17 protein-coding genes are annotated in these 14813 nt (G+C 50.6%); 8 read left to right on the top strand and 9 right to left on the bottom strand.

What is annotated here, in order from left to right; all coding sequences use genetic code 11:
* The first annotated feature begins 30 nt into the window (after nt 1-30).
* Nucleotides 31-597: a hypothetical protein gene (locus tag HOLDEFILI_RS12400; protein ID WP_006060078.1), complete on the top strand. Its 567-nt coding sequence runs from the start codon at nt 31-33 to the stop codon at nt 595-597.
* A gap of 45 nt (nt 598-642) precedes the next feature.
* The gene (locus HOLDEFILI_RS12405; protein WP_006060079.1) at nt 643-1815 is read left to right on the top strand and encodes a cation diffusion facilitator family transporter; all 1173 of its coding nucleotides are present in this window, start codon (nt 643-645) and stop codon (nt 1813-1815) included.
* Between the two features lie 238 nt (nt 1816-2053).
* Here the strand turns inward: HOLDEFILI_RS12405 and HOLDEFILI_RS12410 are convergent, their stop codons facing one another.
* From HOLDEFILI_RS12410 to HOLDEFILI_RS12420, 3 genes are all read right to left on the bottom strand, one after another.
* Nucleotides 2054-3403, bottom strand: a complete 1350-nt coding sequence (locus HOLDEFILI_RS12410) for an HD domain-containing phosphohydrolase (protein WP_006060081.1) — start codon at nt 3401-3403, stop codon at nt 2054-2056.
* Nucleotides 3404-3551: 148 nt separating this feature from the next.
* Nucleotides 3552-5447: a molecular chaperone HtpG gene (gene htpG / locus HOLDEFILI_RS12415; protein WP_006060083.1), complete on the bottom strand. Its 1896-nt coding sequence runs from the start codon at nt 5445-5447 to the stop codon at nt 3552-3554.
* Between the two features lie 175 nt (nt 5448-5622).
* A complete protein-coding gene (locus tag HOLDEFILI_RS12420) occupies nt 5623-5835 on the bottom strand; it encodes a hypothetical protein (protein WP_006060084.1) in 213 nt (70 codons plus the stop codon).
* A 134-nt stretch (nt 5836-5969) separates the two neighbouring features.
* Here HOLDEFILI_RS12420 and HOLDEFILI_RS18510 point away from each other — a divergent pair, with 134 nt between their 5' ends.
* Nucleotides 5970-6458 carry a helix-turn-helix domain-containing protein gene (locus tag HOLDEFILI_RS18510; RefSeq protein WP_050766984.1) on the top strand — a complete coding sequence of 163 codons (489 nt, stop codon included), beginning with the start codon at nt 5970-5972 and terminating at the stop codon, nt 6456-6458.
* An 87-nt stretch (nt 6459-6545) separates the two neighbouring features.
* Here the strand turns inward: HOLDEFILI_RS18510 and HOLDEFILI_RS12430 are convergent, their stop codons facing one another.
* The 4 genes from HOLDEFILI_RS12430 to HOLDEFILI_RS12445 form a co-directional block, all read right to left on the bottom strand.
* Nucleotides 6546-7298 (bottom strand): copper homeostasis protein CutC, encoded by a 753-nt coding sequence (locus HOLDEFILI_RS12430; protein ID WP_039864980.1) that lies wholly within the window; start codon nt 7296-7298, stop codon nt 6546-6548.
* Between the two features lie 378 nt (nt 7299-7676).
* Nucleotides 7677-8210, bottom strand: coding sequence for a hypothetical protein (locus HOLDEFILI_RS12435; protein ID WP_006060087.1), 534 nt, complete (start codon nt 8208-8210; stop codon nt 7677-7679).
* Nucleotides 8211-8345: 135 nt separating this feature from the next.
* Entirely contained in the window at nt 8346-8903 is a 558-nt protein-coding gene (locus HOLDEFILI_RS12440; RefSeq protein WP_006060088.1) for a chromate transporter, read from the bottom strand.
* Complete coding sequence (locus HOLDEFILI_RS12445; RefSeq protein ID WP_039864981.1) at nt 8900-9463, bottom strand: chromate transporter; 564 nt, start codon at nt 9461-9463, stop codon at nt 8900-8902. Before HOLDEFILI_RS12445 ends, HOLDEFILI_RS12440 begins: the two co-directional genes overlap by 4 nt.
* Before the next feature lie 142 nt (nt 9464-9605).
* Here HOLDEFILI_RS12445 and HOLDEFILI_RS12450 point away from each other — a divergent pair, with 142 nt between their 5' ends.
* The 5 genes from HOLDEFILI_RS12450 to HOLDEFILI_RS12470 are packed head-to-tail and all read left to right on the top strand — an operon-like array spanning nt 9606 to nt 12359.
* On the top strand, nt 9606-10499 hold the full coding sequence (locus tag HOLDEFILI_RS12450; RefSeq protein WP_006060090.1) for a LysR substrate-binding domain-containing protein: 894 nt from the start codon (nt 9606-9608) through the stop codon (nt 10497-10499).
* Nucleotides 10492-10791 carry an MGMT family protein gene (locus HOLDEFILI_RS12455; RefSeq protein WP_006060091.1) on the top strand — a complete coding sequence of 100 codons (300 nt, stop codon included), beginning with the start codon at nt 10492-10494 and terminating at the stop codon, nt 10789-10791. Before HOLDEFILI_RS12450 ends, HOLDEFILI_RS12455 begins: the two co-directional genes overlap by 8 nt.
* A 21-nt stretch (nt 10792-10812) precedes the next feature.
* Nucleotides 10813-11394, top strand: a complete 582-nt coding sequence (locus HOLDEFILI_RS12460) for a DUF3795 domain-containing protein (protein WP_039865002.1) — start codon at nt 10813-10815, stop codon at nt 11392-11394.
* Between the two features lie 8 nt (nt 11395-11402).
* Entirely contained in the window at nt 11403-11816 is a 414-nt protein-coding gene (locus tag HOLDEFILI_RS12465) for a peptide deformylase (RefSeq protein WP_039865003.1), read from the top strand.
* A gap of 21 nt (nt 11817-11837) precedes the next feature.
* On the top strand, nt 11838-12359 hold the full coding sequence (locus HOLDEFILI_RS12470; protein ID WP_006060094.1) for a putative immunity protein: 522 nt from the start codon (nt 11838-11840) through the stop codon (nt 12357-12359).
* A gap of 23 nt (nt 12360-12382) precedes the next feature.
* Here the strand turns inward: HOLDEFILI_RS12470 and HOLDEFILI_RS12475 are convergent, their stop codons facing one another.
* Together HOLDEFILI_RS12475 and HOLDEFILI_RS12480 are read right to left on the bottom strand one after the other, a co-directional pair.
* Nucleotides 12383-13708 (bottom strand): ATP-binding protein, encoded by a 1326-nt coding sequence (locus tag HOLDEFILI_RS12475; protein ID WP_039864982.1) that lies wholly within the window; start codon nt 13706-13708, stop codon nt 12383-12385.
* Between the two features lie 239 nt (nt 13709-13947).
* Nucleotides 13948-14451: a flavin reductase family protein gene (locus HOLDEFILI_RS12480; RefSeq protein ID WP_006060096.1), complete on the bottom strand. Its 504-nt coding sequence runs from the start codon at nt 14449-14451 to the stop codon at nt 13948-13950.
* Nucleotides 14452-14813 lie beyond the last annotated feature (362 nt).

A 14813-nucleotide genomic window follows, 5' to 3' on the forward strand; every position in this document is an offset into this window, starting at 1 on the left:
CATTAGGACACGTTAAGGGAGGAATGCCGGATGGAATTCAAAGATAAAGGGATGTTGGCGGCTGGCGGGCAGCTGGCGGGAATGGGATATCTGATTTCAGGATATGACAACGCGGGGGTGTTTCTGCTTGGGGTAACGGTCATCGCGCTGGCTTTGTTTCAATCGGACAACCGCTGCCGCTGGCCATGGAAAATTGCGCTGCTGACCGGTCTGGCCGGGGGGTTGATTCTGGGCTTACAGCCGATGGCCGGCGATTGGAGCTGGCAGGCGGCCACGGGATTGAACGCCGTGATCGCGATGCTGGGTTACCGCTGGGTTGCTTCGATGAACAGAAGCGAACGCCGGCTAATCCGATGGTCGCTGGATTGGCTGATCGCGCTGACCGTGTTGTTCTGCGGGTTGCTTCTTTTGATGCCTTCCTCGCTGCGCGTTTACGTCATGGAACCGCTGTACGCGGATGCCGGCTCAGCCTGGCCGCTTCCTTTGCTTCCGCTGCTTGTGTTTATGCCTTATTTTCCGGTTCGTCTGCGCTTGATGCGGCTGCGGGCTGCCGGGAAAGCAAAGGTTTGGATTTTGAATGAAAATAGACTGGGCTAACCCGAACCTTTTGTGGTAAACTAATCACTCAAGGGAGTGAGTTCGATGACGGAATTTCTGATTAAAAAATTTGTTAACAATTACGCCCAGACCGAAGATGCGAAGGTCCGGGAAAATTACGGCTTGCTGAGCAGCCTGACCGGAATCGCCTGCAATGTGCTGTTGTTCGCGGTGAAGCTGGTAATGGGGACGATCGCCCATTCCATCTCGATCACGTCGGACGCGTTTAATAACTTGTCGGACAGCGCCAGCTGTGTCGTGACGCTGCTGGGGTACAAGCTGGCGGCGAAACCGGCGGATAAAGATCATCCGTTCGGACATGGCCGGATTGAATATCTGACGTCGCTGGTGCTGGCGTCGGTCATTCTGATCGTCGGCTTCGAGCTGTTGAAAAGCTCGGCGATGAAGGTGATTCACCCGGAAACGGTCCGGTTCAGCTGGATTGTGCTGATCTCGCTGCTGGCATCGATCGGCGTGAAATTCTGGATGTGCGGTTTTAACCGGAAGCTGGGCCGGCGGATTGATTCGTCGGTGATGCTGGCAACGGCGCAGGACAGCCTGAATGATGTAGTAGCCACAACGGCGACGGTCGTTTCTCTGGTGCTCTCGGCGTTTGTCAGCTGGCCGGTGGATGGAATTATGGGCGTGATCGTTTCGATCTTCGTCCTGTTTTCCGGGTATGGAATTATTAAAGATACGATCAGCGAACTGCTGGGCCAGCCTGCGGATAAAGAACTGGTCAGTAAGATTTCGGATATCATGCTGAGCCGGCCGGAAATCCTAGGACTGCACGATCTGATTATTCACAGCTACGGCCCGGGGAATCTGATCGGCAGCGCCCACGCCGAGGTCAGCGCGCACGATGATCTGCTTCAGATCCACGATACGATCGACGAGGTGGAGAAGGAAATTTACGAGCGGCTGCACGTCATGTTTACGATTCACATGGATCCGATTGAAACGGATAATCAGGAAATTGAAGAAGCGCGGAAGATGATGAAGAACATTCTGGCGCAGATTGACGAACAATTAAGCTTCCATGATTTCCGCATGGTCAGCGGTCCGACGCATACCAATCTGATTTTTGATATTGTCGTTCCATTTGAATGTAAACTGAGCTTTGACGATATTCGCAAACAAATCAACGATCATCTGAACCAACAGAAGAAAAAGTGGTACACGGTCATCACGTTCGACCGGGATTACACCGCTGAATAATTGATGGAATCAGGACCGGCGAAGCTTGCGAAAAGTGCGGGTGAACCAGAGCATGAACAGTTCAGGAGAATCGAGATCGCCGATCGCTACAATAACGGCAGGGAACCGCTTAGGTGCGTTCACCTGCTTTTTTTCATGAGAACCGGGGCGGAGGAAAATATAAAAAGACCGGAATTTTCTGACCGGTCTTCCAGGGAGATTCACTTTTCGATAAATGGGGTTTGAATTGAAGCGTGAATTACGCTGTCTTTGAGATGCCTTCATTATTTTCGCCGGAGACCAGATCGCTTTTTAAGCACTGCCATACCTCATTCAGCTGTTTTTCAACGAGAACCGGATCGGTCAGACAATCGTGAAGCGCCTGGCTTTCCGCCTGAATTCGTTGATAGCTGTCAAGGATTTCCCGGCAGTTTTGTTCGTTAATGTCTGCCAGTCCCTGCGGATCGCTCAGTACGGCGTCCACGACCTGCGCGTCCAGCTGTCCGGCATCCCGCATCTCAGCCAGGATCCGGCACGAACGTTCCAGCGTATAGGCCTGCTTATAACTTCGTTCGCCGGTTAAGGCGCTGAAGATATCGGCGACTGCCAGAATCCGCTGGGGCAGCGTCAGCTGACTGGCACTCAATCCGTCCGGATAGCCGGTGCCATTCAGCTTTTCGTGATGACGCAGCGCCAGATCGCGGATTTCCTCACTGACCCAGCCATTAAGAATGACAGCGGTTTTTTCAACATGCGTTTTCATGACCGCCATGTCTTCCAGGGTTAAGCGTCCGGGATTTTCTAAAATCTCCAGGGGAATGCCGATTTTCCCTAAGTCATGGAACATTCCCGCGATTCCGAGCGCTTGTTGATCATGCTCAGAAACGCCGCAGCGCCGTCCCAGCTGTACCGCCGTCGAAGCGGTGATCATCGTGTGCGTGACCGTGTGACGGGAACGAAAGTCGATGATGACGATTAACATGGTCAGCAGCGTTTCAATCTGGCGCGGCTGGAAAGGGGCCAGCCGTTCCCGTTCGAACAGGAAATTGGCCGGTGCTGGAACTGCGGGTTTCAGCGAAGCCCGTTCAGCCAAAGCAAGCAGCTCCGGGGCATAGCCGCCATGATATTCCGGCCGGCGCAACCGTTCTAGAAACTGGGCGATTGTTCCCTGACGATAAGTGAGGAAAATGTCCAGCCGGTCGCAGAAGTGAATCAGATTGGCCGCCCGGGCAATTGTTGGATCCACGCCGGCCGCGGTCAGCGCCGCCCATCGGCTGTGATGAAACAGTACCGCCTCGGCCAGATCGGAGAAAGGGGAATAATGGTAAAGAAAAAGCATACCGTAAATCGAATGATCCCAGCATGTTTCGGTTTCAAACTGAATCATCCGGCCGATCTCTTCCGTTTTGTACGCTCCGATATCATGGAGAAATACAAGACAGTCCAGATCCCGCCGTTTTTCATCATCCATGCCCGCAGCCGCTAACAGTTGATCGGCATAACAAGCCGTGCGCAGCTCATGACCGATTAAACGTGGATCGATCATATCAAAGCTATTCTCAAGCAAGCCTAAAATTTGCCGGGCGCTGATCTCGGTCAATCGATTCATGTTCTGTTTTCCTTCTTTCCTTCATCGCGTAAAGATTGAATTCAAATGATTTTAATTATAGCATTAAATTAAGCCAAAAGAAAAGGAAGAACCCGGCGCGGCTTCATGAAGGCCGTTCCCCGTTCTTCCTTTTTCTGTTTTTTTTGATTTATTCCTGATTGGCGCGGATCATCAGATCACAGACCTGATTGGCGTAAGCGATCGGATCGTCGATCTTGTAGCCTTCGATCAGCATCGCCTGCGTATAAAGCAGATCCGTGTATTCGTCCATCAATTCCGGGTGTTTGTCATAGATCTTCTGCAATGTCGTGAAGATTTCATGATCCGGATTGATTTCCAGAATCTTACCGGCCTTGACTTCATTCTGGTTCGGCATCTGATTCAGAACCTTTTCCATTTCCATCGACAGACCTTCGTCGGAAACCAGGCAGACCGGATGGGATTTCAGACGGGAGGACAGACGGACTTCTTTAACTTTATCGCCCAGCGCATCCTTCATCTTGTCCAGCATCGACTTGTTTTCCTGCGTCTTTTCTTCCTTGGCCTTCTTTTCTTCCTCATCGTCCAGATCCAGGTCGCCCTGGTTGATCGATTTGAATTTCTTTTCCTTGTATTCCATCATAATGTTGGCGGCAAATTCGTCGACATCGTCTGTGAAATACAGGACTTCATAGCCTTTGTCCTGGAGCTTTTCCATCTGCGGCAGCTTTTTGATCAGTTCAATGCTCTCGCCGCTGGCGAAGTAGATCTGATCCTGGCCTTCCTTCATCCGGGAAACATATTCGTCCAGCGTCGTGTACTCGTCGTTGTTCGTGGATTTGAATAACAACAGGTCCTGCAGCTGATCCTTGTGCATGCCATAGTCCTGGTAGACGCCGAATTTCAGCGACAGGCCGAAGTTCTTGAAGAATTCTTCATACTTCTCGCGATCGTTTTTCAGCATGTCTTCCAAGGTGTTCTTGATCTTCTTCTCAATGCTCTTGGCCAGTGTTTTCATCTGCCGGTCCTGCTGGAGGATTTCACGCGAGATGTTCAGGTTCAGATCGTCGCTGTCAACCAGGCCGCGCACGAAGCGGAAGTAATCTGGCACCAGATCCTTGGCTTTGTCCATGATGAACACGCCCTTGCAGTAGAGCTGTAAGCCCGGTTCATAATCAGCGCTGTAGAAGTTATACGGCGTTTTCGCCGGAATGAACAACAGCGCGTTGTAAGAGGTCGTGCCCTCAACGGAATAATGCATCACCTTGGCCGGATTTTCCCAGTCCATGAATTTATTCTTATAGAACTCGTTGTATTCTTCCTCTTTGATTTCCGATTTATTGCGCTTCCATAACGGAACCATGGAGTTCAGCGTCTGGATTTCCTTGACGGTTTCCGGTTCATCCTTGCCTTCAACGGTCTTGGTCGTTTCAACTTCCATTTCGATCGGCCAGCGGACATAATCGGAATACTTGCGGATCAGATTTTTGATCGTGTATTCGTCAAGATATTCGTCGACCTTGTCGTCTTCGCTTTCTTCTTTCAGCTCCAGGATGATCTTCGTGCCGACGTCTTCCTTCATGATCGGTGCGATGGTGTAGCCATCCTCGCCGTTGGAGATCCAGGAATAAGCCTGTTCGCTCTGGGCGCTGCGGGTTTCAACGATGATCCGCTGAGCGACCATGAACGCCGAATAGAAGCCGACGCCGAACTGACCGATAATATCGACGTCGCTGGTGCCTTCCTCCAGCTTCTGTTTGAATTCCAGCGAACCGCTGTGAGCGATCGTACCGAGGTTGCTTTCCAGTTCCTCCTGAGTCATGCCGATGCCGCTGTCAGTCAGCGTGATCGTGCGGTTTTCCTTATCCAGGTCAATCCGGATTTTCAATTCGTTCTTATCGACGCGCTGATTTTCATCCGTCAGCGACAGATAATACCGCTTGTCCAGGGCGTCCGACGCGTTGGAGATCAGCTCCCGCAGAAAGATTTCCTTGTTGGTATAGATAGAATGAATCATCAGATCCAAAAGACGCTTGGATTCAGCTTTAAACTGTTTTTTAGCCATAATGATTTCCTCCTTTTAGCACTCTTGATAAGTGACTGCTAAGATAATATAACACTTTTCCCCTGTCCTGACAAGACCGCCGCGCACTTTTCCACAAATTTAAGTGAAGCTTGCCGTTACCCGGCTCCGAAGTAAAAAGAAAAAGGATGCTGAACATCCTTAAAGGGAATGAAAATCAGTGAATTTCCGGCCTCGCTGCCGCGGCCAACGGATACGCCCCGGCCTGTTCGAGGTGGATGATACACCGCTGATCGCAAGGTTTCTGAGTATACGGACAGCGTAATGAGGCATGGCTGCAGCAGAGATAAAGCAGAGCTTCCAGCCGGGGAAGATCGGTATTGGCAGCGCTCAGCATCTGGCTCAGTTTAACTTGAAATGGATTTCCCATAAGCACCTCCTCGTTTCGCCTTATTATATCTCGAACAGAGAGAAAAATAAAGATTATCCATTACCGAGAAATGGCAAATTTTTACGTTGTTTTACGATATGATTCATATACGAAATAAGGAAGGGAGGAGCGGGATGAAAGCGAAACTCTCGTTAGGCGAAAATCTGCGTCTGCTGCGGGAAGAACGCGGAATCAGCCAGGAAGCTTTAGGGCAGGACTTAAGCCTGAGCGACGGGGCGATTTCACGGTATGAGAACAATGCCGCGGAGCCGGATATCAATACCCTGTTCGGGATGGCGGAAATTTTCGGCGTCGATTTTAATTATCTGTTGGATTATCATGGGCATGTGCGGAAAAGTCAGGACATCGTGCTGCAGAATAAAGACGTCGAGCTGCTGACTTGCTTTCATCAATGCTCATCAGGACATCAGCGTGTGATCCGGATGCTGGCAAAAGAGCTGGCGCGGCAGGACCGGCTGTGGCCGAAGCTGACTGAATTGACTTCGTTGGAAACGGCAGGACTGGTCAATGAGGAAAAAGAAGCCTGGGTTGAACCTGTCCCGGAAGTGGAAGTGAAAAAACATCCGGAGCCTTCCCGAAAAAAGAAAAAAACCGATTCCTGACCTTGCTTTACGCGGGGATAAAGAATCGGTTTTGTTTGTTTAAGAGAGCTTAGAATTGGGCGGTGTCCGTTTCAAACCAGGCTGAATTTATCCGCAGACTCCGACGGCGGCCGTCAGTTCGCGGACTTTCTGTTCGCTGACAACGTCGTAATCCAGCTCATGCGGCGCCGGCGCAAAGGCGTAAGTGACATGATGGCCGACGGTTGTCGGATCGGTCAGCCAATCTTTGCAGGAGGAATGAAGCTGATGAACGCCGGTTTGTTCTAACAAAAGCCGGGCATTGGAGGCGTTAACACCGCTGCCCGCCAGAATTTCAATGTGTCCGCCGTATTTTCGCTGCAGGCGCGCCAGCGTTTCGATGCCGTGTTCCGCTTTGTCTTCCCCGCCGCTGGTCAGCACCCGGTCTGCTTTCCAGTCGATCAGCTGGCTGATCGCCGTATCGAAATCAGCGGCACAGTCAAACGCGCGGTGGAAAACAAATTCCCGGCCGTAGCGATGAGCAAGCTCAATCATGGCCCGGGTCTGCGCGGCATTGAGGGTATGATCGGCGTTGAGCGCACCGAATGCCAGCCCGTCTGCCCCATGCTTCAGCAGCAGTTCCGCATCGGCAAATAAAATTTCAAATTCCGCGTCGGTCGTACAGAAGCCCGCGCCCCGGCTGCGAACCATGGTGATGATCGGCAATGTCACGGTCTTTTTCGCCTCGATCAGATTCGCCAGCGTCGGCGTCAGACCACCTAACGCCAGAGCGGAGTTCAGTTCGATCCGATCCGCGCCCCCACGCTGCGCTGCCTGGCAATCCTGCGCGCTTCCGCAGCAAATTTCAATTTTCGGTTTCATGCATTCATTCTCCTTTTTATTCTTGTTATCCTCATTGTATCGGGATGAAGCGGTGAATGCAAGCCGCATGTTCGTTCCTAAAGCCAGGGGCGGCCAGGGCTGGATGCTCTCGCCCTAGCCGCCAGGTCCGGGATTTTTATCAAAGCGCCGGGATTCAGGCGTCTGCCTTCCTTTTGATCCCGCTGAGTGCAAGCGTTAGAAAGCAAGATCGCTTTAAATGCAGGGGGAAAAGTAAAAAAGCAGAATCATCGACGCTCCCCTGGACGCAGGATTGAGGTTTGCGAGATTCTGCCTGATTTGAAACGATTTGTAAAACAAAACGGACCCGTGAGAGGTCCGTCTTTCGTCATTTTTGCCTGTACAATCGGAATCGAACGGTTACTGAGCGTCCGGCGTCAGCGTGACGATGAACATATCGCCGGTTTCATCATTGTCGAATTCTTCCAGGTAGATCAACAGGAACTCCGGTTCTTCAGCCGGAACTTCAAAGACAAGCTTATACGTTGCGGACTTGCCTTTTGCCAGTTCGAATTCTTCCGGCATGACCGACTTATCATCGAGATTGACTAACGGATAGAACAACTCTTCAGTCGATTCCCAGGTCAGCACGAAATCCTGATCAAACATCGGCAGCGCTTCGCCGAAGGTATTGGTTTCTTTGACGGTTACGCATAACAAGCGCATCCCTTCTTTTGCGGTGTATCCGCCGAAGCTTTCAGTCAGCTTAACGTCTTCAACGATGAAATCAAAGAATTCGTTGCGCATCGTATCACCCTGTTTGCCATAGTAGAGACCGTCTTCATCTTCGGAGTGCCGGGCGATGACGTTGCCGGTTTCCTTGTTCGTATTCCCGGAACAGCCGGTTGTGAGAAGCAAGGCGATCGTGAGTAAAGCAGCAGCAAGTTTTTTCATAGTTTTCCTCCTTAGCCCCAGATGTAGAATTTCCCTGATTTTAATCTGGAGCTTTGCGTTTCTTATTCTACCTGATTTGGTTCAATTTGGGAACTAAAGATTTCCTAAATAAGGAAGGCTGCTCAATCAGGAGAACTAAAGATAAAGGAAACACCCCGCCAGCGCGCTGAGGATCAGAAGCGGCACCGGCCCCAGTTTTCCTTTGACGATTGCCGCCAACGACAGCGCGAACAGAATCAATGCCGTGCCGTTGAATTGCAGCGGCTGTTTCCAGGAGGAAACACCGAATAGGGCGATCAAGACAATCGTTGCGGCGGAAGCCGCGATCAAACCGACGGAAGCGGATTTCAATGTTTCCAACAGATGCAGAACGGCTTTCTGATCGCCGTTGCGGCGGAAGAAGCGCTGCAGCCCCAGGCTGATCAGAATTCCGCACAATACGCAGCCTCCGGTCGCCGCGATCGCCCCGGCCATTCCCGCTAACCGCATCCCGACAAACGTCGAGGTGTTGACTGCCAGCGGACCCGGCGTCATCTGCGACAGCGTGATAATATCGGTGAATTCCTGCAGCGTCAGCCACGGATGGACAACGACCGCCTGCTGCTGGATCAAGGGCAGCGTTGCATAACCGCCGCCGATGCTGAATAAACCAATCTTCAAAAATGTAAAAAACAATTCCAGAATCAGATTCATGCCCGGGCCCTCCGATAATCAAGGAAGCTCAGGACTAACGACAATCCTGCCCAGAACAAAAGCAGCGTCATCGCCGGAATTTCCAGAATAAAACCGCAGAAAAAAGTGACGGGTAAAATCAAGCTGTGAAGCGTTTGCTTCTGCTTCAAGATCGCAGCGCTCATCTCATAGACCAGCTGAACGATCAACGCTGCAACCCCGGCTTCCATGCCTTTCAGGCAGGCGTTGATGACCGGCTGGGTGCGGAAAGCGTCATAACAGGAAGAAATCAGCGCCAGGATGATAAACGAGGGCAGCACCGCGCCGACGGCGCTGATCAAAGCGCCGGCTAAGCCTAAAGTCCGCCGGCCGGCCAGAACCGATAGATTCACCGCGATCGCGCCGGGCGAAGACTGGGCGATTGCTGCCATTTCCAGCAGCTCAGACTCCGTGAAAAGCTGTTTCTGCTGGACAAAAATTTTGCGGATCATCGGAATAACGATGTATCCGCCTCCAAACGTAAACGTACTGATATACAAATTAACACCGAAAAGCCAGATTCCGGTTTTCCATGATTTCATTGACTTTCCCCCTTCCCGTCTATTATCCATAAAATAAAGGCAGAAGTAAAATTGCAAAAATCTATGTTTTCCATTACTATTTAGTTATGGATGAAGGACAGCGGCGAATCGGAAGAAGTTCGCCGCGAAGGGAGGGATCCGGATGACAATCCGACAGTGGAAAGTATTTCGGGCTGTGGTGGAGCAGGGGAGTCTTACCCGGGCGGCGCAGGTCTTATACATGAGCCAGCCGGCGGTCTCACATGTCGTAACAGAATTGGAGCAGCAGCTGGGCTACACGCTCTTAGACCGGATTGGCCGGCACTGCGCCGTGAACGAACGCGGTCTGCAGCTGTATCATAAGCTGGTTCCGATCCTGGAAGCGATTGAAGATCTGGAACAAAACACGGCGGATTTTGAAAAACAGGCGCCGCTGCGGATCGGCTCGAGCATCACGATCGCAAACATGTGGCTGCCGTCCCTGGTCGCGCACTTTCACAGTCTGTACCCGAAGACGCCGATGCGGGTTCAGGTCGACCGGGCCAAGGAAATCGTCAGGAAAGTATTGGTGAACGAGGTGGATCTGGGCTTTACCGAAGGCGTATGCGAGGAGGAGTGTCTTGTGAGGCTGCCGTTTTCCCGCTATCGGCTGACGTTTGTCTGCCGCCCGGATTGGCCAGCAGCTAAGCATAAAATACTAAAGCTCGATCAGCTGGCGGAGCAGGCCTGGTTATTACGCGAGCAGGGCAGCGCTATTCGCGACAGTCTGGACAGCGCGCTGCGGCTGCGTCAGATCCAGGTCAAGCCGGCCTGGGAGAGCGTCAATTCCCAGGTGCTGAAACAAGCGGCGCTGGCCGGCTTGGGGATCGCGTTACTGCCCGAGCAGATGGTTCGTCCGCAGCTGGCGTCCGGCGCGTTGACGGAAGTGAAGATCGAAGGAATCGAACTGGAAAATCAGAACTGGATGATCTACCATCGCGATAAATTTGAATCGGAAGCGATCCGCGGCTGGAAACATTTAATTGAACAGACTGGAACGGAGAACGGCGATGAATGAAGAGTTTGAAGCGCTGGTGCTGGCGGTGATCAGCGAGATTCCCTGCGGTCAGGTTGCCAGTTACGGCCAGATCGCTGAACTGGCGGGCTATCCCCGCCATGGCCGGCATGTCGGCAAAGCCTGTTCGCATTCTGAATTCTATGGCGATTATCCGTGCCACCGTGTGGTCAACAGCCAGGGCCGCACAGCGCCGGGGTGGGATGAACAACGATCTCTGCTGGAAGCGGAAGGCGTGGAATTCAAGTCCAACGGCTGCGTGGATATGGCAAAATATCAATGGCAGCTCCGGTAAAGGAGGGGAAGGAAGAAAATGATGATAAAAAATGAAGGCTTGCGGGCCTATCCGAAATTCTCGCTGTGCGGTCTGGCCTGCGGCTGCTGCACGCTGTATCTGGGCGGTCATTGTCCCGGCTGCGGAGCGCCGGGCAGACCCCGCTGCAGACTTTTGAAATGCGCGGCAGAACAGGGCGGGGTTGAATATTGCAGCCAATGTGAACACTATCCCTGTAAGCGGATGGCCGTTACCGAGGACACCGTTTCGTTTGTGACCTGCCGTCATCGGCTGAAGGATCTGGATCAGCTGAAAAGGATCGGGCCTGCCGCCTTTGAAGCACAGATGGAACAGAAACTGGCGATCCTGGCGGAATTGCTGGAAGATTATAACGAAGGCCGCCGCAAAAGCTTTTATTGTCTGGCCGTGACGCTGCTTCCTTTGGCAGAGCTGGAAACGGTTATGACGGGCTTGCGGACATTGAATCCGGCGATGCCTGGAAAGGAAAAAGCCGCCGCGGCGGTAAATCAGCTGCAGGCAGCGGCACAGCGTCATGATATTCTCCTGAAACGGAATCTGAAGAAACCGGATCAGGAGAAAACAAACATTGAAAAGGAAGGATGAATAATTTTATGATTCGGGAAATAGTAACCGATCCGATTCTGCTCAGCCGCCCCAGCCGGGAGGCCACGGCGGAGGATCTGGCTGTTGCGGCAGATCTGAAGGATACGCTGATAGCGCATGCGGATCACTGCGCCGGGATGGCCGCTAACATGATCGGTCAGTCTGTCCGGGTGATCGCGGTCTTTGTTGCGGATCAGCCGCTGGTGCTGATCAATCCGCAGATCATCAAGGCTGAAGGGAGAAAATATACGGCAGAGGAAGGCTGTTTATCACTGCCGGGAACGCGCCGGGCGCAGCGCTTTGAAAAGCTGCAGCTGCGTTATCAGGATGAACAAAGCCGGATCAAGCAGCGGACGTTCAGCGGTTTTACGGCGCAGGTGATTCAGCATGAACTGGATCACTGCGAAGGCATTTTAATCTGAAGAAGAAAGGAAACGCGAAAGATGGCAAAATTACGAAAAATGTTGGGCGATGTTGATTCGCCGGAATGTATCGCGATGATGCGGCTGATCGAAACCCAGAGTGAAACCACGCTGGCTCGCTGGGCGCTGGGCTATGTAGAAAGCAGGATCTTGCCGGTCTATAAGAAAAGAGCCGGCGGGGATCGCCGGCTGGACGCGCTGGTTCAGGCCTGTCAGCAGGTTGTTCAACTCCATCAGCCGGGAAAAACAGGGAAACCGTGGATCAAGGAAGCCGGTCAAATCGCCCGGGAAACCTCAGATCCGGTTGCCCAGGCCGCTGCCCGCGCGATTGCCGCGGCCTGCGGTACGTTGACAACGCCGACCAATGCGCTGGGATTTCTATTTTATGCCGCCGCTGCGGTAGTTTATGATCGGGGGCTGGACTTGCCTGCGTCTGAAATGGAGGAGCTGACCCGCCAACTCTGGCAGGATGCCTACGCCTCGCTTTCAGCCCAGTCCATCACGGATGAACCCTGCCCGGCAAAGATTCAATGGCATTGTTAGGCTGAATCCGCGCAATCCTTTAATTAAATAAACATCAACATATAAAGCGGCATCGTTATTTTTTTGCCGTGGATTCCAATATTTTGATCGGCCATTTTATAGCCGAAAGGAATATTGGCGTCATTCAAAATGACATCCAATGAATTTGTTTTACTTCTTCCTGCTTTAATTTCAATGGGAATGATTCCTTCGGGAGTGGATAATAAAAATTCGATTTCTAAGGTGCTTCCGGTTTGTTTGTAGAAAAACAGATGCTCTGTTCCCCGTTTGATTAGAAAATCTGCGGCCAAAGCTTCGTACAATCCTCCTTTTGAAGTTTTTAAAATTAAACTTTCCGGTAATGTATCAATTTTTTTGTCTTCTAATATCGCTTTTTTCAGCTCAAAATCATAATAACAAATCAGTAAACCGATATCTGTCGGATAAATTCGAAAATTTTCGCGAATACTAAATGATTCCAGAGGATAAGCCAGCGTGCTTACATTATAAATCAATTTAATGAAATGAGCATTTTCCAGCCAATCAAGACTGGATTCAAATTTACGGGCAGTACCCTTATGTTCTACAATTTTATACTGAAATTTGTGATTTTCTTTAGAAAGCTGGAGTGGAATTGATTTGTAGCAGTTTTCCGCTTTGATTTTGACATCAGAATTTGCGAAGCGGGCAATATCGAAAAGATAGTCACGATAGATTGTTCTTTGAATCTGATCAGCCGCAAACAGGTTATGCGTCTGGGTGTAGGTGTTGACGACTTCCGGCATGCCTCCGATAACCATGTAATAACGGAGATATTCCATCATTTTCTCATGCAAAAAAGAAGGTAACGGTTTGCGTTGAATAAAATGGCTTTTTAACAATGCGATCTGTTGGTCTGTGACCGCATTGGCCCATAAAAATTCTTCAAAATCCATTGAAAACATATCTAAATATTCAACATATCCAACCGGATAAGAAGTCGGTACATTGTAATTCAAGCCCAGTGCTGAACCTGTTGCAATAACGTCAAACCGACCATCCAACGACCAGAATTTAAGCGATGTAATCGCGTTAGGACATTCCTGCGCTTCATCCAGTAAAATTAGCGTATCGGAGGGAATGAAAGCAACATTTTTTATGGCAAACGATAGATTAGCAATCAGTGTTTCCACGTCGAGATCACCGGAGAAGATTGACTTTAACGAGGGACTTTCTAAAAAATTAAGCTCAATAAACGAGGTGTAATTTTTGGAAAACTCGCGGACGATTGTCGTTTTCCCGACCTGGCGGGCGCCGCTGATAATCAAGCACTTCTTTGCTTGCTTCTCTTTCCACTGAAGTAATTGGTAATAAACTTTTCTTTTTAACATCTCCGCCTCCTGCCATCGATGGGATGGTTTGAAGAATATTATGCATATAATTAGTTTAAACTTGATTCTAAAAATATGCAAGCATACATATTTTTTGCTACAAAAATATGCGTGCTTGCATATTTTTAGAAAGAAGATAAAAGCTGTGATCGTTCAGTCAGGGATAGGCTTGACTGATCACAGCTCTTTTTCTGTTGCTTTACAGGAATATCTGATTCCTTTGTAAACTTGTTTGGGAATTATGCCTCATTCTGATAAGCGGCGAGAATCTCACACGTATAAGCCTTGTGGTAATCGCGGTTTGGATAACTTGCGTTCTCCACAGTTTTGTCGATAAACTCAGCGTCGCTGATCTCCATCGTCGCTAACTTTTTCAGAACCAGCACCATACGCGCCTGATCGATGCACGGCGCCCCATCGAGCAGGGTTGTCGTATAGCCGACATGCGCCAGCTTATCCACGTCTTTGCCGCTGGCCTTGCCCAGATAGGCCAGCTTTTCCCGTTGATCGTTGTCAAAGAACGCCAGCGAGAAGCAGTTTTCCCGTTCGATCAGCGGGTAGGTGTGACGCTGCGGCCGGACATACACGGTGACTACCGCTTTGTTCCACAGCCAGCCCATCTGAACCCAGTTGACAGTCATACCGTTGACCTTGCCCTCATCCGGAACGGTCAGTACGGCCCAATCGTTATGGATCAGGGAAATCAGATTCCGATCCAGCTTTTCAATCTCAATTTTTTTCATGGTTTCACCTCAATTTCTATTGTATTCCGGAAGCTTTGAAAATGGCAGTGAAATGATGTTTCTGAAAGTGATTTCAACAGTGGTGCGTTCCTTATTGAAAGAATTTACATCTTGTCAAGGAACATCCTGGAATGCGCGGATTAAGCAGTTCATTCCCCTTATTGTTTGTGTTACAATAACAAACAGAAAGGGCTTAGGAGTATGCGAGAAATTGAAGTCAAAGAAATACAGGAAATCGTAAGGGACTGCTGCAGCGGCATCGCCTTTGAATATCCTGACGACGTGATGGCGAAACTGGTCACCTATGCCGAAAAGGAAGACAAACCCAGAGCCAAACAGGCGCTGGCGCTGTTAATGGAAAA

This window comes from Holdemania filiformis DSM 12042, assembly GCF_000157995.1.
Taxonomy (GTDB): Bacteria; Bacillota_I; Bacilli_A; order Erysipelotrichales; family Erysipelotrichaceae; genus Holdemania; species Holdemania filiformis.

Coding starts and splice junctions, on each gene's coding strand:
- HOLDEFILI_RS12400 (WP_006060078.1), top strand. CDS start 31: ATGGAATTCAAAGATAAAGGGATGTTGGCGGCTGGCGGGCAGCTGGCG.
- HOLDEFILI_RS12405 (WP_006060079.1), top strand. CDS start 643: ATGACGGAATTTCTGATTAAAAAATTTGTTAACAATTACGCCCAGACC.
- HOLDEFILI_RS12410 (WP_006060081.1), bottom strand. CDS start 3,403: ATGAATCGATTGACCGAGATCAGCGCCCGGCAAATTTTAGGCTTGCTT.
- htpG (WP_006060083.1), bottom strand. CDS start 5,447: ATGGCTAAAAAACAGTTTAAAGCTGAATCCAAGCGTCTTTTGGATCTG.
- HOLDEFILI_RS12420 (WP_006060084.1), bottom strand. CDS start 5,835: ATGGGAAATCCATTTCAAGTTAAACTGAGCCAGATGCTGAGCGCTGCC.
- HOLDEFILI_RS18510 (WP_050766984.1), top strand. CDS start 5,970: ATGAAAGCGAAACTCTCGTTAGGCGAAAATCTGCGTCTGCTGCGGGAA.
- HOLDEFILI_RS12430 (WP_039864980.1), bottom strand. CDS start 7,298: ATGAAACCGAAAATTGAAATTTGCTGCGGAAGCGCGCAGGATTGCCAG.
- HOLDEFILI_RS12435 (WP_006060087.1), bottom strand. CDS start 8,210: ATGAAAAAACTTGCTGCTGCTTTACTCACGATCGCCTTGCTTCTCACA.
- HOLDEFILI_RS12440 (WP_006060088.1), bottom strand. CDS start 8,903: ATGAATCTGATTCTGGAATTGTTTTTTACATTTTTGAAGATTGGTTTA.
- HOLDEFILI_RS12445 (WP_039864981.1), bottom strand. CDS start 9,463: ATGAAATCATGGAAAACCGGAATCTGGCTTTTCGGTGTTAATTTGTAT.
- HOLDEFILI_RS12450 (WP_006060090.1), top strand. CDS start 9,606: ATGACAATCCGACAGTGGAAAGTATTTCGGGCTGTGGTGGAGCAGGGG.
- HOLDEFILI_RS12455 (WP_006060091.1), top strand. CDS start 10,492: ATGAATGAAGAGTTTGAAGCGCTGGTGCTGGCGGTGATCAGCGAGATT.
- HOLDEFILI_RS12460 (WP_039865002.1), top strand. CDS start 10,813: ATGATAAAAAATGAAGGCTTGCGGGCCTATCCGAAATTCTCGCTGTGC.
- HOLDEFILI_RS12465 (WP_039865003.1), top strand. CDS start 11,403: ATGATTCGGGAAATAGTAACCGATCCGATTCTGCTCAGCCGCCCCAGC.
- HOLDEFILI_RS12470 (WP_006060094.1), top strand. CDS start 11,838: ATGGCAAAATTACGAAAAATGTTGGGCGATGTTGATTCGCCGGAATGT.
- HOLDEFILI_RS12475 (WP_039864982.1), bottom strand. CDS start 13,708: ATGTTAAAAAGAAAAGTTTATTACCAATTACTTCAGTGGAAAGAGAAG.
- HOLDEFILI_RS12480 (WP_006060096.1), bottom strand. CDS start 14,451: ATGAAAAAAATTGAGATTGAAAAGCTGGATCGGAATCTGATTTCCCTG.